The sequence below is a fragment of the Streptomyces sp. NPDC001351 genome, assembly GCF_042896045.1.
Lineage (GTDB): Bacteria > Actinomycetota > Actinomycetes > Streptomycetales > Streptomycetaceae > Streptomyces.
On record NZ_JBIAWS010000003.1, the window covers coordinates 321773 to 340189 of the forward strand.

At 70.7% G+C, this 18417-nt stretch carries 18 protein-coding genes; 8 read left to right on the forward strand and 10 right to left on the reverse strand.

The features are described from left to right. Positions 1 to 2: 2 nt before the first annotated feature. The 3 genes from ACFY1U_RS11810 to ACFY1U_RS11820 form a co-directional block, all read right to left on the reverse strand. Positions 3 to 1016 carry an alpha-ketoacid dehydrogenase subunit beta gene (locus ACFY1U_RS11810; RefSeq protein ID WP_390693959.1) on the reverse strand — a complete coding sequence of 338 codons (1014 nt, stop codon included), beginning with the start codon at positions 1014 to 1016 and terminating at the stop codon, positions 3 to 5. Positions 1017 to 1021: 5 nt separating this feature from the next. After that, positions 1022 to 2026 (reverse strand): thiamine pyrophosphate-dependent dehydrogenase E1 component subunit alpha, encoded by a 1005-nt coding sequence (locus ACFY1U_RS11815; protein ID WP_390693960.1) that lies wholly within the window; start codon positions 2024 to 2026, stop codon positions 1022 to 1024. A 96-nt stretch (positions 2027 to 2122) separates the two neighbouring features. Then, positions 2123 to 2578: a VOC family protein gene (locus ACFY1U_RS11820; protein WP_390693961.1), complete on the reverse strand. Its 456-nt coding sequence runs from the start codon at positions 2576 to 2578 to the stop codon at positions 2123 to 2125. 155 nt (positions 2579 to 2733) lie between these two features. Between ACFY1U_RS11820 and ACFY1U_RS11825 the strand changes: the two genes are divergently transcribed. Genes ACFY1U_RS11825 through ACFY1U_RS11840 form a run of 4 tightly spaced genes read left to right on the forward strand, consistent with a single transcriptional unit; the run spans position 2734 to position 7018 of the window. Beyond that, positions 2734 to 4014: an aromatic ring-hydroxylating dioxygenase subunit alpha gene (locus ACFY1U_RS11825; RefSeq protein WP_390693962.1), complete on the forward strand. Its 1281-nt coding sequence runs from the start codon at positions 2734 to 2736 to the stop codon at positions 4012 to 4014. A 29-nt stretch (positions 4015 to 4043) separates the two neighbouring features. After that, positions 4044 to 4835, forward strand: a complete 792-nt coding sequence (locus ACFY1U_RS11830; RefSeq protein ID WP_390693963.1) for an SDR family NAD(P)-dependent oxidoreductase — start codon at positions 4044 to 4046, stop codon at positions 4833 to 4835. A gap of 52 nt (positions 4836 to 4887) precedes the next feature. After that, the gene (locus ACFY1U_RS11835) at positions 4888 to 6711 is read left to right on the forward strand and encodes a PEP-utilizing enzyme (RefSeq protein WP_390693964.1); all 1824 of its coding nucleotides are present in this window, start codon (positions 4888 to 4890) and stop codon (positions 6709 to 6711) included. After that, positions 6704 to 7018, forward strand: coding sequence for a putative quinol monooxygenase (locus ACFY1U_RS11840; protein ID WP_390693965.1), 315 nt, complete (start codon positions 6704 to 6706; stop codon positions 7016 to 7018). The genes ACFY1U_RS11835 and ACFY1U_RS11840 overlap by 8 nt, the downstream gene beginning before the upstream one ends. Before the next feature lie 41 nt (positions 7019 to 7059). Here the strand turns inward: ACFY1U_RS11840 and ACFY1U_RS11845 are convergent, their stop codons facing one another. The 4 genes from ACFY1U_RS11845 to ACFY1U_RS11860 are packed head-to-tail and all read right to left on the reverse strand — an operon-like array spanning position 7060 to position 10033. Next, positions 7060 to 8085 (reverse strand): NADP-dependent oxidoreductase, encoded by a 1026-nt coding sequence (locus ACFY1U_RS11845; RefSeq protein WP_390693966.1) that lies wholly within the window; start codon positions 8083 to 8085, stop codon positions 7060 to 7062. 4 nt (positions 8086 to 8089) lie between these two features. Beyond that, positions 8090 to 8305, reverse strand: a complete 216-nt coding sequence (locus tag ACFY1U_RS11850; RefSeq protein ID WP_390693967.1) for a transposase — start codon at positions 8303 to 8305, stop codon at positions 8090 to 8092. A gap of 7 nt (positions 8306 to 8312) precedes the next feature. Further along, positions 8313 to 8639, reverse strand: coding sequence for a 2Fe-2S iron-sulfur cluster-binding protein (locus ACFY1U_RS11855; RefSeq protein ID WP_390693968.1), 327 nt, complete (start codon positions 8637 to 8639; stop codon positions 8313 to 8315). Beyond that, positions 8624 to 10033: an SRPBCC family protein gene (locus tag ACFY1U_RS11860; RefSeq protein WP_390693969.1), complete on the reverse strand. Its 1410-nt coding sequence runs from the start codon at positions 10031 to 10033 to the stop codon at positions 8624 to 8626. The genes ACFY1U_RS11855 and ACFY1U_RS11860 overlap by 16 nt, the downstream gene beginning before the upstream one ends. 382 nt (positions 10034 to 10415) lie before the next feature. On the opposite strand from ACFY1U_RS11860, the gene ACFY1U_RS11865 reads away from it, so the two are divergent. The 4 genes from ACFY1U_RS11865 to ACFY1U_RS11880 all read left to right on the forward strand — a co-directional run bounded on the left by ACFY1U_RS11865 (position 10416) and on the right by ACFY1U_RS11880 (position 15375). Next, positions 10416 to 11558: a sugar ABC transporter substrate-binding protein gene (locus ACFY1U_RS11865; RefSeq protein WP_390693970.1), complete on the forward strand. Its 1143-nt coding sequence runs from the start codon at positions 10416 to 10418 to the stop codon at positions 11556 to 11558. Between the two features lie 67 nt (positions 11559 to 11625). After that, positions 11626 to 13203 (forward strand): sugar ABC transporter ATP-binding protein, encoded by a 1578-nt coding sequence (locus ACFY1U_RS11870; protein ID WP_390693971.1) that lies wholly within the window; start codon positions 11626 to 11628, stop codon positions 13201 to 13203. A 1-nt stretch (position 13204) separates the two neighbouring features. Then, positions 13205 to 14335 (forward strand): ABC transporter permease, encoded by a 1131-nt coding sequence (locus ACFY1U_RS11875; RefSeq protein ID WP_390693972.1) that lies wholly within the window; start codon positions 13205 to 13207, stop codon positions 14333 to 14335. Beyond that, a complete protein-coding gene (locus ACFY1U_RS11880; protein ID WP_390693973.1) occupies positions 14332 to 15375 on the forward strand; it encodes an NAD(P)-dependent alcohol dehydrogenase in 1044 nt (347 codons plus the stop codon). The genes ACFY1U_RS11875 and ACFY1U_RS11880 overlap by 4 nt, the downstream gene beginning before the upstream one ends. 35 nt (positions 15376 to 15410) lie before the next feature. Here ACFY1U_RS11880 and ACFY1U_RS11885 read toward each other — a convergent pair whose 3' ends face one another. From ACFY1U_RS11885 to ACFY1U_RS11895, 3 genes are all read right to left on the reverse strand, one after another. Next, on the reverse strand, positions 15411 to 16208 hold the full coding sequence (locus tag ACFY1U_RS11885; RefSeq protein WP_390693974.1) for a ThuA domain-containing protein: 798 nt from the start codon (positions 16206 to 16208) through the stop codon (positions 15411 to 15413). A gap of 3 nt (positions 16209 to 16211) precedes the next feature. Further along, positions 16212 to 16976 (reverse strand): SDR family NAD(P)-dependent oxidoreductase, encoded by a 765-nt coding sequence (locus ACFY1U_RS11890; protein ID WP_390693975.1) that lies wholly within the window; start codon positions 16974 to 16976, stop codon positions 16212 to 16214. 63 nt (positions 16977 to 17039) lie between these two features. Next, entirely contained in the window at positions 17040 to 18281 is a 1242-nt protein-coding gene (locus tag ACFY1U_RS11895) for an acyl-CoA dehydrogenase family protein (protein ID WP_390693976.1), read from the reverse strand. Between the last annotated feature and the right edge of the window lie 136 nt (positions 18282 to 18417).

An 18417-nucleotide genomic window follows, 5' to 3' on the forward strand; every position in this document is an offset into this window, starting at 1 on the left:
GGTCACGACCTTTCGAGGAGGCGCCGGCAGCCCTGGGCGATGCGGGCGCGATCGGGCACGTACGCCTTCTCCAGGACCGGAGAGAAGGGCACCGGGGAGAAAGGGGCGCCGATGCGCAGGACCGGCGCGTCCAGGTAGTCGAAGACGGCGTCCTGGATCTGGGCGGCGATCTCCGCCCCGATCCCGCCGAAGGTGACGGCCTCGTGCACCACGAGCACCCGGTTGGTGCGGCGGACGGAGGCGAACATCGTCTCGGTGTCCAGCGGCTGCACGGTGCGGGGGTCGATCACTTCGATCTCCACGCCCTCGGCCGCGAGTTCGTCGGCCGCCGCGAGGGCCTCCCCCACCATGCGGCCGAGGGCTATCACGGTGACGTCGGAGCCGTGCCGCGCGGTGTGTGCCCGGCCGAGCGGGATGCCGTAGATCTCCTCGGGCACCTCGCTCGTGGTGCCGAGCAGGACCTTGTTGAGCATGACGACGACCGGGTTGTCGTCCCGGATGGCCGAGACGGTCAGTCCCTTGGCGGTGTACGCGTCGCACGGCATCACCACCTTGAGGCCGGGCACATGGGCCAGCCAGGCCTCCAGGCTCTGGCTGTGCTGGGCCGCGGCGCCGAGGCCCGCCCCGGAGGCGGTGGTGATGGTGAGCGGCACGGACACCGCGCCGCCGAACATGTACTTCATCTTCGCCGCCTGGTTGACGATCTGGTCGAGGCAGACGCCGATGAAATCCATGAACATCAGGTCGACGACGGGGCGCAGCCCCCGGGCGGCGGCTCCCACGCCCAGGCCGACCAGGGCGGCTTCGGAGATCGGGGTGTCGATCATGCGGCGGGGGCCGAACTCGTCGAGCAGGTTGTCGAACATGCGGAACACTCCGCCGTATCCGGCCACGTCCTCGCCTGCGACGAAGACGTTCTCGTCCTCGCGCATGGCCTGCGCGAGACCCTCGTTGAAGGCCTTGACGTAGGTGAGTTTCCGCGTGGCGACGGCCGGCGCTTCGGTGGTGGTGGTCATGGCGGTCATCCCGAGTAGACGTTGAGCAGCAGGTCGGCGGGGTCGGGCAGCGGACTGGCCTCGGCGTAGGCGATGGCCTCGGCGATCTCGTCGCGCGTGCGCCGCCATACCTCGTCCAGCTCGGCACGCGTCGCGGTGCCGTCGGCGACCGCCCGGCCCTCGATCAGGTCGATGGGGTCTCGGGCCTTCCACTCGGTGACCTCGTCGTCCGAGCGGTACGGATGACGCAGGCCCTTGACGCCCTGGTGGTCGAAGTAGCGGTAGGTCTTGGCCTCGATCATCATCGGGCCCGCACCGGACCGGGCGCGTGCGACGGCCTCGGCGGCGGCACGGTGGACGGCGACGGCGTCCATGCCGTCGACGATCACGCTGGGCATGCCGTAGGCGGCCGCCCGGTCGGCGACGTCGGTGAGGAGCATGTGTCCGGACTGCGGGGTGAATTCGGCGTAGCCGTTGTTCTCGCAGACGAAGACCACGGGCAGGCCGAGGATCGCGGCCATGTTGGCGCCCTCGTGGAAGGCGCCGATGTTGGTGGCGCCGTCGCCGAAGAAGGTCACGGCGACGCTGTCCTCGCCCTTGTAACGGGCGGCGAAGGCGGCGCCCACGGCGATCGGGACGCCCGCCCCGACGATGCCGTTGGCGCCCAGCATGCCGCGGGTGAGGTCGTTGATGTGCATGCTCCCGCCGCGGCCGAGGCATGCGCCGGTGACCCGGCCGTACAGCTCGGCGTACATCTCGCGGAAGCCCACGCCCTTGGCCACGGCATGCCCGTGCCCGCGGTGGGTGGAGGTGATCTGGTCGTCGTCGCGCAGGGCCGCCATCACGCCGGCGGCGACGGCTTCCTGGCCGACATAGAGATGCAGGAAGCCGGGCAGTTTGCCCGCCTCCATGAGCTTTCCCGCCTCGGTCTCGAAGAGCCGGATGCGCACCATGCGCTCGTGCAGGTCCCTGATGACCTGCGTGCTGACCTGCGTGGGTTTTTTCGACGCCGTCGACGCTCGTTGAGCCATCGTCCGTCCCTTCGCCCGAGGGAAGTTGCCGAGCAATCGGACTTACTTATGCCGGTCTACAGTAACCAGCTTCGGGCACCTTACTGAACAGAGTCTCTAATTACTATGCCTCGCACCGGAGTCGTGGCCCCGTTCGTCGACCAACTCCACGACGTTGCCCTCGGGGTCCGCCCAGAAGCTGATCCGCCGGCCGTGCGCCGGGACCACGACGGGGTCCGACAGCGGCCTCGCACCCGCGGCCGTCAGCGCCGCCACCACCGGGTCCATGTCGTCGAGATGGAAGGTGAGATACGACAGCCCCGCACGCCCGGCCGACCAGGGCGTCACACGGGCCGGCACCGGCGCCGACCGGGGAAGGATCAACTTCACGCAGCCCCCCGAGGGCACCCGCAGCCACACCACCACGAGCTCGCCGCCGAGCCCGGCGGGGCCCGCGACGGACTCCGGCACGCGTGAGCGGCGCTCGGCGCGGCAGCCGAGGATCTCGCAGTAGAAGCGCTCCATCAGCTCCAGGTCCCGCACCACCACGCCCACTTCGAACGGCCGAGTCATGACCATCACACCCACCCCCACGGGACACCGAGCGGAGACTTCGGCACTTTCTATTGACAGAGCACACTAAGTCCTGTTGCAGTTTCGGACACAACCCAGCCGTCGCTTTCCGAAGCCGGTCACCGGCTCGCGGCTGGGAGGATTGTGAGGACATCGTGGTCCAGACCAGTTCGCCGCAGATTCGGGAGACGGACGCCGAGAGCAGTTCGCCGGCCCCGGCTCCCTCGGCCCCCGAATACTCGTCGTGGATCAGCCAGGACCGGTCCACCGACGCCGCATCCGTGACGATGCGCCAGGAGGCCGCCGAACTCGTCGAGCGTGTGCTGACGCACTACCGCGACAACACCACGCACGAGACGGACGGCCAGTGGACGGAACCCGTGGCCAACTACCTCGACGCCGACCGCTGGCAGCGGGAGATGGACGCCGTCCACCGCAGCGTCCCGTTGCCGCTCGCGATGTCCTGCGAGCTTCCCGGGCCGAACACCTACAAGGCGATCGACGTGCTCGGCATCCCCGTGCTGATCACCCGTGACCGGCAGGGCGCCGTGCACGCGATGATCAACGCCTGCCGGCACCGGGGGGCCAAGCTCCTCGAACCCGGCTGCGGAGTGTCGAGGCGGCTCACCTGCCCGTACCACTCCTGGTCGTACGACCTGGCCGGGGAACTGCGGGGCGTGTACGCCGAGAAGACCTTCGGGGAGGTTCCGCGCGAAGGCCGCAGCCTCGTCAGGCTCCCGGCCGGGGAGCGCGCGGGGATCGTCTTCGTCTCGCTGGACCCGGCAGCCGAGCACGACCTGGACGACTGGCTCGGCGATCTGCAGCCCCTGCTGGAGGGCCTCCGGCTCGCGGAGTGCCACCACTACTCCACGAGCGAGCTGACCAGTCCCAACTGGAAGGTCACCCTCGACGGGTATCTGGAGACCTACCACTTCGCCTCACTGCACCCGAAGACCGTGTTCGAGACGAACCTCTCGAACATGATGGCCCACGACACCTGGGGCCCCCACCAGCGCGTCGCACCGGCCCTGCGGCCCATCGCGCAGGCAGCCGAACTGCCCCCGGCCCAGCGCGACCCCGGGGACTGCGTCGGGCCCATCTACTGGCTCTTCCCGGGCCTGGCGATCGCCGGCGGCTGGCGCCAGAAGATCGCCGTCTCCCTGGTGCTCCCCCGCACGGCGACCGAGTCGGTGACCCAGCAGATCATCCTGCTGCGGGAACCGGCGGTCACCGAGGAGGAGCGCCAGGCCGCCGACCGGTTCGGCGCGTGGTTCCACGAGGTGGTCCGCGACGAGGACTACGCGACCACCTACGGAGTCCAGCAGGGCCTTGCGGCCCTCGACGGGACCGACTTCGTCTTCGGACGCAACGAGCCCGGGCTCCACCACTTCCACCGCACCATTCACCAGCACCTGGACACCAGAGCCGCCAGGTGACGTACCAACAACACTCGCGGGAGAACACCATGGTGGCTACGGGCAGTCTCGACGGACGTGTCGCGGTGATCACGGGCAGCACGCGCAGCATCGGCCGCGCCATCGCCGAGGCCTTCCTGGCCGACGGCGCCACGGTCGTCGTCAGCGGCCGCAGCGAGGTCAAGGGCAAGCAGGCCCTGGAGGAGATGGGCGCCGGGGACCGGGCCGTCTTCCACCCCTGCGACGCGGGCGTCCAGGAGGACGTCGAGGGCCTCGCCGACTTCGCGGCCGAGCGCTTCGGCCGACTCGACATCTGGGTCAACAACGCCGGGGGCACCCAGGGCTTCGCCCCCGTCCACGAGCTCAGCGACGAGGCCTGGAACCACGCCCTCGCCTTCAACCTCAACGCCTACTTCTACGGCACACGGCGGGCACTGCCGAAGATGCTCGCGGGTGGCTGGGGCCGCATCATCAACATCTCGTCCGTCGAGGGCAAGCAGGCGAACAAGCCGGCGATCAGCCACTACATCACCAACAAGCACGCCATCCACGGACTCACCAAGGCGACCGCCTTCGAGTACGGCACGCAGGGCATCACCTGCAACGCCATCTGTCCCGGCGCCGTCGACACCGACCTGATGCGTGCCGCGGGACCGGCCGCAGCCGAGGCCGAGGGCATCAGCTACGAGGAGTGGCTGAGCCGCTTCGCCGAGCACGCCGCCACCAAGAAGATCACCACGGTGGAGCAGATCGCGGCCGTCGCCTCGCTGCTCGTGAGCGACGCAGGGGCGGGTATCACCGGCACGCTGATCAGCGTGGACGGCGGAACGGCGCAGTGGTAGGCGCGGGACGGGCACGGGCAGGCACGGGTACGGACAGCGGGAGACCTCGGTCATGAAGAGCTGGATCACGGACTGGCAGCGCAGTGAGCGGCTGCCGCACTACACCCGGGCCAATGCGGGCGAGACCCTGCCGGACCCCGCCAGCCCGCTCGGCTGGACCCTGGTCTGGGGGCGGGGCCTGAAGGGCTGGCGTCGCGGATTCGTCGGGTTCGGCATCTACCGCGAGGAGGAGGTGGCCGGCCCCCGACCGCCGTTCGTCGGCATGTTCGGCGGCCACTTCTACCTCAACCTGTCCCACATGCGGCTGTTCGGCATCCGCATGGGCCAGACGGCGGACCAGATCGACACGGCCTTCGTCGGTCAGCGCTCCGACACGCCGGTGTACGTCGCGCACCCGGACGACCACGACGAGGAGCTGACCGCCAAGGCGGGCGCGACGCTGCAGCGGATGCTCGGCCAGGCCGGCTTCCCCGAGGCCGACGCCGACCGGGAACGGCTGCGCGCCCTGCGTCGCTCGCGACCCGACCTGACGCAGCTGTCCGACGCCGAACTGGTGGCGCGGGCACGGTCGTTGCTGGACGAGGTGGAGACGACCTTCCAGCGGCACGTCGAGTCGTCGCTGCCCGCGTCCGTCGGACCGGCGATCCTCGGCCCGCTGTGCGCGAGCGTGAACCGCCCCGACGCCATGCTCGACCTGATCGGCGGTCTCGGCGACGTCGACTCGGCCTCCCCTTCGACCGGGTTGTGGACACTGTCCCGCCAGGTGGCGGCCTCGGCCGAGCTGAGCGCTCTGTTCGACCAGGGCCCGGCCGCGGTGGGGCAGGCGCTCGACGGGGCGAGTGGGGACGTGAAGGCGTTCCGTGACTCCATCGAGGAGTTCCTCGCGGAGTCAGGCGACCGCGGCCCCAACGAGTGGGACATCCACGCGCTGTCCTGGGAGGCGGCGCCCGTCCAGGCGCTGGCCCTGGTCGACCGGATCCGGCACAGCCCCGACGACGACTCCCCGGCCGCCCGACGGGCTCGGCTGACGGAGGGGCGTGAGCGGACGGCGCTCGAGATCCGGGCCGCGCTGCCCGAGGACGCGCAGCCGATGTTCGACGCCGGCCTGCACGCCTCGCAGGTGTGGATACCGGCCCGCGAGCGCACCAAGGCGAACTGCGTCACTGTCGTCAACGAGATCCGCATGGCCGTACGTGAACTCGGTCGCCGCGGCGTCGAGGCGGGGCTCTTCGCCCGTCCGGAGGACGTGATGATGCTGCTGGACACCGAGCTCGACGACTATGTCGACGCCCCGGAGTCCTTCGGCCCCGTGATCGCCCGCCGGCTGGAGGAGTACGCGCAACTGCACGAGCTGGAACCGCCGTTCTTCGTCGCCGACGACGCGCACACCGAGATCGACACCTGGCCGCGACGCACCGAGGAGCGGACCCCGGCGGCCGTCGAGGGGGATGTGCTCGGTGGGGTGGGCGGCAGCCACGGCACGTACACCGGAAGGGTGCGGGTGGTCACCGACCCGGCCTCGTGCGAGGCGCTGGAGCCCGGCGAGGTGCTGGTCGCGCCCATCACGGACGCGGCCTGGACCCCGCTGTTCCTGGTCGCCGGAGCGGCCGTCGTGGATGTGGGCGCGCTCAACAGCCATGCCGTGGTGGTCTGCCGCGAACTGGGCATCCCGGCCGTGATCTCCGTCGAGGGCGGGACGGCGCGGCTGCGGGACGGCATGGTGATCACGGTCGACGGCACCGCGGGCACGGTCACCGTGGACAGCGTCCCGGCGCCGGTCGGCACCGGAGAACACCGCGGGCCCGCCGCCTCCTCTGCACCGGGGCGACGGGCCCGCGGGCACGACCGGCCATCGCGAAAGGAACCCCGTGGCTGAGGAAATCATCGTCGCCGGCTGGATGGACTACGAACCCGGCGACCGCGACACGATGGTGAAGGCCCTCGCCGAGCTGGGCCGGCGCACCCGCGAGGAGGAACCCGGCTGCCTGGACTACGCCATGACCGCCGATCCCACCGACGTGCGGCGTGTCCGGGTGTACGAGCACTGGGCCTCCCGGCAGGCCCTCGACGAGCACTTCACCACCGAGCACATGAAGGATTTCCGGGCGGCCGTGGCGGGGCTGACCCGGGTGGGAGTCTCCCTGACGACCCATACCGTCGCCGCCTCACACCCCATGCGCTGAAACGGCGCCCCCGCCGGGGGCGCCGTTTCCGTCTGCGCGCATCAATCGGCCAACCGCACCAGCATCTTGCCGACGTTGCCCCCGCCGAGCAGGGACAGCAGCGCCCCCGCGGCGTTCTCCAGGCCGTCCACGACCGTCTCGCGCGCGGTGATCCGGCCCTCGGCGAGCCAGCCCGCGACCCGCTGCTCGAACTCCGGCCGCAGGTCGTCGTGGTCGCGGACGATGAAACCGCGCAGCGTCAGCCGCTTGAGGACCGCCTGGATCAACTGGTTGAGGTCCGCGGGCCGTCGGTCGCCGCCGAACTGCGACATCATGCCGCACAGGGCGACCCGGCCACCGGCGCGCAGCGCGTGCAGCGCGGCGGCGAGCTGCTCACCGCCGACGTTGTCGAAGTACACGTCGACGCCGTCGGGGGCCAGCCGGGCCAGCGCGTCGCGCACCGGCTCGGCCCGGTAGTCCGCGGCCGCGTCATAGCCGAACTCCTTCACCAGCAAGGCGCACTTGTCCGGCCCTCCGGCGGTCCCGATGACGCGGTCCGCGCCCAGCAGGCGCGCGAACTGGCCGGCGGCGCTGCCGACGGCGCCCGCCGCCGCCGACACGAGGACGGTGTCGCCCGGACGCAGCTGCGCGATCCGGGTCAGGCCCACGTACGCGGTGAACCCGGTCTGGCCGAGGAGGCCCAACCAGGTGGGCAGCGGGGCAACTGTGGGGTCGATGCGACCGGCGCCGTCGGTGTCCGCCACCTCGAGCACCGCCCGCTCCCGCCACCCGAACTGATGACGCACGTACGTGCCGGGCGGCACCGAGGCGCTGCGGCTCTCCTCCACGACACCGAGGGCGCGGCCGTCGAGGGGCGAGCCCGGGGCGAAGTTGTGCGTGTAGTGCTTCTCGGTGGTCTCCAGACGCCCGCGCATGGACGGGTCGACGCTCATGTAGAGGTTGCGCACCAGCAGTTGCCCCTCCCCCAGGAGCGGCAGCGGGCGTTCCTCGACGGCGAAGTCACCGGGGAGCGGTTCTCCGTCAGGCCGGCGCACCAGACAGACCACCCGGGTGGTACGGGGCTCCACGGGCTCAGTCCTCGGGCTGCCGGCTGCTGCGCCGCTGGGCGAGACGGCCGACCCAGCCGGCCATCTGGAGGTCGGCGTGGCGCAGTTCGCCCGACTGCCACCGGGCCTGGAAGTCGAAGACGCCCTGTGCCCCGGTCCCGGGGTCGGTCACCTCGACCAGTCCGTCCTCGGTGAGCCGGTACACGTGCCCGGTCAGCGGGTGGATCACTTGCTTGGACATGGGGGCCTCACTCCTGCACTCGGCGGCGCACGCCGCTCTTGGTCACGGTCACCGGGCCCTCGACCAGGAGCCGGCAGGCGAGCCGGGTCGAGCCGTCCACCGGCCGGCGCAGGGACTCGATGCCCTCGCGCTCCAGCGGGCCCACGGGGGAACAGTTCTCGGCGCCCTCCTCGACCTGGACGAAGCAGGTGCGGCAGGTGCCCTTGCCTCCGCAGACGGTGGGCCAGCGGTAGCCGAGTCGTTGGGCGGCGGTGAACAGGTCCTCGCCGTCGAGGACTTCGAGCTCGACGCCGGAGGGTCTGACCGCCACCCGGTGGGTCACTTGTCCATCCACTGGTCGAGAGTCCGGTTGAAGTGGCGGATGCGGCTCTCCTGGTAGTTGGCCAGGGTGATGCCCGGCTTGCGCATCGCCTTCAGGCCCTGCTGGACGTAGGGCAGGTTCTCGCAGTCCTGGTCGAAGACGGGGCCGAGCACACCGAGTTCGGGGATGTCGGCGAAGAGCATGTCCTCCGGTACCCAGCGGATCTTCGCCGGAGGCGGCATCTCGCCGGGCTCCTTGGGGGACGACATGAAGATGATCTCGGCGGTGCAGGAGTCGGGGTCGAGGCCGTTGGGCCGGAACCGGTAGATGATGTTCGACTTGGCGCCGCCCCAGGGGTTGAAGTTGGGGAACAGCAAGTAGTTGATGGCGTCCAGCAGTTCGGTGTCGGGGGTCTGTGAGAAGTCCTGCCGCGAGGTGGCCGCCAGTTGCGCGCGCATCCGCTCGGCGAGGACCTGGCGGGCGGTGCCGCCGGGAGGGATCGCCGGCAGTTCGTCGCCCTCCTGCCTCACCAGGTCACGGCCCTGGGCGGCGGCATAGAAGGCGCGCGAGTCGTAGAAGGTCTCCAGGACGTCCTCCTCCGTGACCGAGTCCGCCACGTGCGGGCTGGGCGCGCCCTGGATGTTGATCATCCGGTTCCAGTTCGGCTGGTCCGCCATGACGTCGTACTGCGAGTTGGCGTCGGCGAGCCACGGCAGCATCTGCGGATGCGTGGCGATCACATGGAAGGACTCGATGAACGCGTCCTGGGCGATCTTCCAGTTGCAGGGCAGCACCTTGCCGATGTGCAGCGATTTGTAGCGCTTCTCCAGCGGCCAGATGTAGTAGTCGTCGAAGGTGCCGCGGTAGCTGTCGAAGGACTCGGCGTACGGGTCCATGTTGATGAAGACGAAGCCGCGCCAGGTGGCCACTTGAGCCTCGGGAAGTGCGAACTTCTCCGGGGTGACGTGCGGGAAGTCCCAGGCGCAGGGCGGGGTCTGCATCGTGCCGTCCAGGTTCCAGGCGAACCCGTGGAACGAGCAGCGGAACTCCGTGACGTTGCCGCCGCCGGTGCGCAGTTTGCGTCCGCGGTGCAGGCAGACGTTGACGAAGGCGCGGATCTCGCCGGGGGCCGTGCGGACGACGATGAGGGAGTCGTCGCCGATCTCGTACACCTCGTGGTCGCCGACGTCGGGAATCTCGCTCTCCAGGCAGGCGAACTGCCAGACGCGCCGCCAGACCTGCCGCACCTCGCGTTCGGCCCACTCGCGGGAGGTGAAGCGGGCGGTGTCGATGTCCTCACTGCCGAGGTAGTCGTTGCGCTCGTACCTCAGGGCGGGGGGAACGGGGCGGCTGTCCTGGTCGAGGTAGTCCTGGACGCTGGGCCCGGGGCACCGCGCGGTACCCAGCTCCGACGTTTCGTCCATCATCTCTCCTCCGGCAGAAACTTTAGAGTGAGTGTAGTTACGAGGTGCGGTGCGGAGCAACACTCTCGACCGCAGATGAACACCACGTCTCCCGAGGTCAGCGCGGAATGTGCCAGAGGGCGCAGAAATTTCTCGACGTCCCCTCTCCCCAAGCCCGCTGTGGCGTGTCACACTCCGACCCACTTGAGGCTGTAGTGCCTCATAAGTTTCTTCGATCCGGGACGGTCTTGGTCCGGCCCGGTGCCAGCGCCCCCGGATCTCACCCAGGCGGCCCGCGCCGTACCCCACGCCGGCGAATGACGCACCCCTCATACCTGTTGCGTGCCGTTCCGCCCCGCGCCGCGGGTCGCGGCAGCCCAGGCGCCCCACCACGGGAGTCTCAACGATGAGTTCCACACCCGGTCGCGCGGTCCGCCGCGCCCTCACCGCGATCGTCCCCGCCACCGCCCTGCTCACCCTGACGGCCTGTGGGAGCGGCACCACACCGGCCGCCGGCGCCTCGCAGGCCGCGGCACCCGGCTCCCCCGGCCTCGCGGCGGCCCGCACGGCTCTGAAGACCTACGCGCAGCGCCCGACCGCGATCTCCGTCACCCAGCCCGTCGGCAAGCCCATCCCCAAGGGCAAGAAGATCGACTTCATCCTCTGCGGCGTCCAGTCCTGCAAGGACCTCGCCGACTTCTTCACCCAGGCCGCGGGACAACTCGGCTGGACGGTCAAGCAGATCGCCACCCAGGGCACACCGGAATCCGTACAGGCGGCCTACGAGCAGGCCGTGCGCGACAAGCCGGACGCCGTCATCGCCTCCGGTTTCCCGCGCGCGGTCTACAGCAAGCAGCTGGCGCAGCTGAAGGCGACCGGCGTCCCGGTCGTCCAGTCGAACGCCGACGACGTGGTGGGCGACGGCATCTCCCTGCTGAAGAACGGCCCCAAGGACGTCGGTGTCCAGGGCCGGATGCTCGCCGCGTGGGTGGTGTCGAACAGCGGCGCCAAGGCGGACACCGTGTACTTCGACCTGCCAGCCTACACGATCCTCAAGCCCGTCAAGGACTCCTTCGCGGCCAACTACAAGCAGTGGTGCGCGGGTTGCGCGCTGGACAACGTCGACGTGCCGATCACCTCGGTCGGCAAGGACATGCCGGACCGCGTGGTGTCCTATCTCCGTTCACACCCGAAGGTGACCCATGTCGTCTTCTCCCTGGGCCTGCTCAACGTGGGCGTGCCCGCCGCGCTGAAGACCGCCGGCATCACCGGCAAGCACATCGTCGTCAACGTCGGTGACGCGCAGAACTACCAGTACATCCAGAGCGGCCTGACCGACGGCGCGATGGCCCTCAACTCCCACGAGACCGCCTGGCTCCAGGCCGACGCGCTGGCCCGGCACTTCACCGGCCAGTCCATGGCCGTGGACCAGCAGGCCGCACTGCCCAACATGCTCGTCACCAAGGACAACCTGCCCTCCGCCGCCGGCGACTTCCCGATCGTCGAGACCTACCAGCAGCAGTTCAAGGCGCTCTGGGGCCTGAGTTGACCTGGCCGACCGCCGCCGGCCCGGGCCGGCGGCGGTTCTTTCCCCGCCCTCGGACGGAGGACCAGCCGTGACTGACATCCCGTCAAAAATACCGCGGTACAAGGACGGTGGAGCGCCGCGAACGCAGCCGCCGATCCTGCGGGTAGCCGCTCTGTCGAAGAACTTCGGCGCCACCCAGGCACTGACCGACGTGGACCTCGAGGTCGCACCCGGCGAGATCCACGCCCTCATCGGACCCAACGGCTCCGGCAAGTCCACCCTGATCAAGATTCTCGCCGGCTACCACCACGCGGAGCCAGGTGCGGTGGCGGAACTCGACGGCGAGCCCTTCGACCTCGGCCACGCCACCACCGCCCGCCACGACCGGCTCCGTTTCGTCCACCAGGAACTCGGGCTGGTGGGCGAGTTGAGCGCCATCGACAACCTCGCCCTCAGTCACGGCTTCGCCCGCACCGCCCTGGGCAACATCGACTGGCCCGAGATGTCGAGGCGGACGACCGCCCTCGTCGAACGCTTCGGTGTCGACATCGACGTACACCGTCCCCTGGCGAAGGCAACCCCCGTTCAGCGCACGGTGGTGGCCATCGCCGCCGCGCTGCAGGGCTGGGAGGGCGGCCGCGGTGTCCTGGTGCTCGACGAACCCACCGCCGTGCTTCCGCCCGGCGAGGTGGCCCGTCTCTTCGACATCGTGCGGGAGATCCGTGACGCCGGCGCCGGCGTCCTGTACGTCTCGCACCGCATGGACGAGATCTTCGCGCTCGCCGACCGCGTCACGGTCATCCGCGGCGGACGCCGCATCGCCATCCGCCCGGTCGCCGAACTCACCCCGCGCTCACTGGCGGAACTGATGGCGGGCGAGGAGACGCACACCGCCACCGACCCGGACCACCGTCCGGCGCCCTCCTCCCGTCCCACCCATTCCGTACTGGAGGTCCGCGATCTGCGGGCCGGGCCACTGCGGGGAGTCGACCTCGACCTGGCGCGGGGCGAGCGCCTGGGCATCACCGGTCTGGTCGGATCCGGTCACGAGATCGTGCCGTACGTGGTGTGCGGCGCGCACACCGGACCGGTGAGCGGCCGGCTGCGGCTGCCGGAGCGCTCCGAGCGATGGACCCCGGCGCGTGACGCCGATGCCCTGGGCCTGCCCCTGGTCCCGGCCGACCGGGCGGTCGAGGGAGTCATCGGCGACTTCTCGGTCGGCGAGAACCTCACCCTCCCGCTCCTGCACCGACTGCGTGCCCGGGTCGGGCGGCTGCACCGGCGCCGCGAGTCCGCCCTGACGGAGGACTGGATCCGACGGGTCGGGGTGCGCACGGCCGGCCCCGGCGCCCGGATCACCACCCTGAGCGGCGGCAACCAGCAGAAGGTCGTCATGGCCCGCTGTCTGGCCCAGCAGCCGCCCGTGCTGGCGCTGTGCGAACCCACGGCGGGCGTGGACATCGCCACCCGCCTGCAGCTGTACGACCTGATACAGCGGCAAGCAGAGGAGGGCATGGGCGTCATCGTGTGCTCCTCCGACACCGAGGACCTGCTCGCGCTGTGCACCCGCGTCCTGGTGGTACGGGACGGCCGGATCGCACGGGAGATCAGCGGCCGGGACATCACGGAACGCGCGCTCGTGCACGCCATGGAAGGAACCGAGTGAGATGACATCGACCCCGACCCGGGCGGTGGCGCCGTCCGCAGCACAGAGGTCCGCGCCGTTCCTCCGGGGGACACCGGTCCGACGAGCGGCGGCCGCCCTGTCGTTCCGGAACATCGGCGCCGTGTACGTGTGGCTGGTCATCGTCGTGATCTTCTCGGTCTGGGCGCCGGACACGTTCCCGACGGTCATCACGGTGAAGCAGGTGCTGAACGGCAACGCGGTGGCCGGCCTGGTGGCCCTGAGCGTCGTACCGCCCCTCGCTGCACGCGTCTTCGATCTCTCGGTCGCCTACACCATGTCGCTCACCAGTGTGCTGACCGCCCGCTTCCTGGTCTCCGCCGGACTCGGGCCCGGCGCGGCGGTCGCCCTGGCGATGACGGCCGCCCTGCTGGTGGGAGTCGTCAACGGCATCGTGGTCGTGGTCCTGCGCGTCGACTCGTTCATCGCCACCCTGGCCACCGGCGCGCTGATCCAGTCGCTGATCACGATGGTCACCAACGACAGCTCCATCACCGGTGTGCAACTGCTCGCCAAACCGTTCGCGAGCATCGCCCAACTCGACGCGGGCGGCATCACCCTGCCGGTGCTGTATCTGCTGCTGGCCGCGCTGACCATCTGGTTCCTGCTGGAACACACCGCCACCGGACGCCGGTTGTACGCGACCGGCTTCAACGCCGACGCCGCCCGACTGCAGGGCGTGCGCACCGACCGGCTGCGCTTTCTGACGCTGGTGGCCTCCGCGCTGCTCTCCGGTTTCGCCGGCGTCGTCTTCGCGTCCTCGGTCGGATCCGGATCGCCGACCGCGGGCACCCCCTATCTGCTGTCGGCCTACGCCGCCGCCTTCGTCGGGGCGACCCAGTTGCGCGCGGGCCGATTCAACGCCTGGGGCACCGTGCTCGCGGTCCTCCTGCTCGGGACCGGAATCACAGGACTGGGCCTCGCCACCAGCGCGCAGTGGGCCGCGAGCCTGTTCGCCGGCTCCGTCCTCATCGTGGCGCTGGTCCTCACGGGTGGCCGACTCACCCTGCCCGCCGTTCTGCGCCGCCGGAGGGGAAGCCACGCGCGTGTCGGCTCCGAGGCTTCCTCGGTGGACGGTGCCCTGCCCACCATCGACAAGGAGACCGGAGAATGAAGGCTGTGCAGTACCGGAGGGTCGGACACGCCCCCGAGGTCGTCGAGGTTCCCGCGCCTCAACCGGGGCCGGGACAGGTGCTGTTGAAGGTGACCGCCGCGGGGCTGTGCCACTCCGACCTCGCCGTCATGGGGTGGCCCGAGGAGCGGTTCCCCTACCCTCTGCCGATGACGCTCGGCCATGAGGGCGTCGGCACCGTCGCGGCCGTGGGCAGCGGTGTCACCGCGGTGGCGGAGGGCGACGAAGTGGCGGTGTACGGACCCTGGGGCTGCGGACAGTGCCCCAAGTGCGCCGTGGGGAAGGAGAACTGCTGCCCGCATGCCGCGGGGCTCGGCATCCTGCCGCCGGGACTCGGCTCTCCCGGTGCGCTCGCCGAGTACATGGTGGTGGACTCGCCCCGCCATCTGGTGCCGTTGAACGGACTGGACCCGGTACGGGCCGCCCCGCTCACCGACGCGGGGCTGACTCCCTATCACGCCATCAGGAGGTCACTGCCCAAACTGGTCCCGGGCAGCACGGCGGTGGTGATAGGAGTCGGCGGCCTGGGTCATCTGGCCGTGCAGCTGCTCCGGGCTCTGACACCGGCCACGGTGGTCGCCCTCGACGTGAGCAAGGAGAAGCTGGAACTCGCCCATACCGTGGGCGCCCACGAGACGCTGCTCTCCGACGACGCGGCGGCCGCACGGGTGGGGGAGCTCACCGGCGGGATCGGAGCGGAAGTGGTGCTGGACTTCGTGGGCGCCGAGCCGACGCTCGCCGTGGCCGCGGCCGCGGTGGCCGTCGAGGGCGATGTGACGATCGTCGGCCTCGGCGGAGGCACCCTGGCCGTCGGCTTCGGCGGCGGCCTGCCCTTCGAGGTCTCCGCCTCCTTCCCCTACTGGGGCAGTCGCCGGGAACTCATGGAGGTGGTCGAACTGGCGCGACAGGGTCTGGTCTCCTCACACGTCGAGACCTTCACCCTCGACGAGGCGCCGGCGGCCTACGAACGTCTGCACGCCGGTGACATCAAGGGCCGCGCGGTAGTACTGCCACACGCGTGAGCCGCCCCCGCGCAGGGCCGGCGCCCGAGTCCGACTCAGGTGCCGGCCCGCTGCTGTGCCGGACTCCGGCCGGCCACCGTCCGCTCCACGCAACGCCGCAGGACCGCCAGGAACTCCGGGGTCTCCCAGGGGCCGCGGTCCACGCGCCCGGTGTCGTCCACGCCCAGGTCCTGCATGTCGTAACGGCCCCTGCAGTGACCGAGGGTGAAGTAGCAGACCTCGCCGAGACCGTGCCGCTTCAGGTACAGCACCGGTCGGGGCGCAGCGTCGAGTGCCGCCGTGTCGCCCTCGGCGAAACCGCGGCACGGCCCCGTGTACTCGGCGTGCAGCAGCACCTCCAACTCCCCGTGCAGCTCGCACACATACAGCTCGTCGGTGACCGTGAACGGGCCGATCCCGGCGACCAGCGGATGGCCGGGATCGGTGACGCGCACCTCGTACGGCTCGATCGGCGGGTGGGCCAGGAACTGGCTGCCGAGCACCTGAGCCAGTTCCCCGAGGAGGCGTGGCGTCGTGAACTCCCGCGCGCCGCCGTGTGTCGACGGCTCGATCACCGCGTTGGTGCCGTGCAGGGCGAGCCAGCGCCCGCCCCGCTCGACCACCCGGGCGAGCGCGGCCCGCTGCGCCGGGCGGGGCCGGACGTCGCAGGTGTAGGTGACGAGCAGGTCGGCCCGCTCGAGGGCGTCCATGCAGTCGTAGTCCTGGTGGACGGTGGTGCGCACTCTCGGGTGCTCACCGAGGAGTTCCAGCAGCCGCAGCCGCGCGTGGTCGAAGTCGTGCCACCGGCCGCCGCACACCAGCACGGCGTCCAGGCGGCCGGCCGGGCCCGCCACGGCTCAGTACTGGACGCGGGTGAGCAGCCCGCCGTCCACCACGAGGTTCACCCCGACGCAGAAGGAGCCGGTCCGCCCGAGCAGGAACGCCACTGCCGCGGCCACGTCCTCGGCGGTGCCGTAGCGGCCGATCGGCAGCTTGGCGAGTACCTCCTCGTACACCTCGGGACGGCTGGTGCGGATGGTCTCCCAGGCGCCGCCGGGGAAGTCGACCGGGCCGGGCGAGACGGTGTTGACGCGGATCCCCTTCGGCGCGAGGGCATGCGCGAGAGCCGAGGCGTGCTGGACGACGGCCGCCTTGAGCGCGGAGTACGAGTTCGCCCCGGCCGGACGCGCGGTGTCGGAGGCGTTGGTGGTACCGATGGCCACGACGGCGGCCCGGTCGGAGACCTCCAGGTACGGCAGGGCCGCCTCGACGAGTCCCGCGAACGGGATCAGGTCGCCCCGGAGGCTGGCTTCCCACGACTCGGGGCCCTTGACATTGCCCGCCGACACATTGGACACCAGCAGGTCCAGGCCGCCGAGTTCACCGGCCGAGCGCTCCACGAAGCGTGCGAGGGCGGCCGGGTCGGTGACGTCGACCGGTTCCGCGAACACGGTGGCCCCCTCGGCCCGCAGTTCGGCGGCTGCCTTGGCCAGCCCTTCCTCGCCCCGGGCGCACAGCGCCAGCGCGCAGCCCTCGGCCGCCAGGGTGGCGGCGATCGCCCGGCCGATGCCCCGGCTGGCCCCGGTCACCAGCGCCTTCGCGCCTGTCAGTCCCAGATCCATCGATGTCACTCCTTTGTGATTGCCGAAACGGTCCCGGTCACTCAGCTGCCGGGAGAAGGCCCTTCACTTACCGGGCAGTTGCGAGAACGGAGCCCGGTCCGTCCGCGGCTCCGGCGGCAGCTTCAGCACCCGCTCGCCGATCAGGTTGCGCTGGATCTGATCGGTGCCTCCGGCCAGTCGGTAGCCGGGGGCGCCGAGGAGATGCTGGGTCCAGGCGAAGGTGCCCGGTTCCCCGGTGTCGGCGCTGATCCGCGCTCCCATCAGCTCGCCGGCGACCTGTCCCGTGCGGGTGAGCAGGTCGGAGGCCATCAGTTTGGTCAACGACGCCTCCGGGCCCGGCCGGCCGCCGGCGGCGCTCGTCCTGGCGACGCGGTCGACCGTTGCGGCTCGCAGGGCGGCACGTACGTACAGGTCGGCGAGGCTCTGGCGGACCAGCGGGTCCGCGGTGCGGCCGAGGGAGCGGGCGAGGGCGAGAACGTCCGAGAACGTGCCGCCCTTGCGGCGGTTGCCGCTGCCGGAGGCGGTCCGCTCGAAGGCGAGGGTGGTGGTGGCGACCTCCCAGCCCTGGCCCGGGTTCCCGATCCGGAGCCGGTCCGGGACGCGTACGTCGCTCAGGAAGACCTCGTTGAAGGAGGCGCCGCCACTCATCTGACGGATCGGGCGCACCTCCACGCCAGGGGCGTCCATCGGGACCAGGAAGGCGGTGATGCCGGCCTGCTTGACGACGTCCGGGTCGGTGCGGGCGAGCAGCAGGCCGTAGTCGGCGAACTGGGCGCCCGAGGTCCACACCTTCTGACCGTCGATCACCCAGTCTCCCCCGTCGACCTGGCGAGCGCGGGTGCGCAGGGCCGCCAGGTCGGATCCCGCACCGGGCTCGCTGAAGAGCTGGCAGGCCAGGAGGTCGGTGCGCAGGAACGCGCGTGCGTGGTGATGGCGCTGCTCGGCCGTACCGAACAGGGAGACGGCCATCGCGACCAGCCGCACGGTGACGCTGATCAGCTCGGTGGACGGCGGCACCTCGAAGGCGGACTCCTCCTGGGCGAAGGCCGCCGCGTGGGCGGCGGTCAGGCCCGCGCCCCCCTTGTCCACGGGAAGGGTCAGCGACTGGTAGCCGGCGTCGAAGCGGGCCCGCTGGTAGCGACGGCAGCGCTCCAGCAGCAGGCGTTCCTCGTCCTCCGGGAGATTGTGGAACACGGCGAGCTCGGCGGCCTCTTGGGCGGACTCCGGCGCCCGCGCCGGTTCGAGCACGGTGGCCAGCCACCGCCGAACCTGTGTGCGCCATGTGTCCGGATCGGTTTGGGACACGGCTCCTCCTCGGGCAGTTACCAGACGGAAGATGCAGTAACGGTGAGCGGGACTTGCGTCCACCTCGCCGCTGGAGCATGCGGTAATGGCTCCATCTGGGATCAGAGTGTTCCGTACTTTCTTGATAAACGCTACA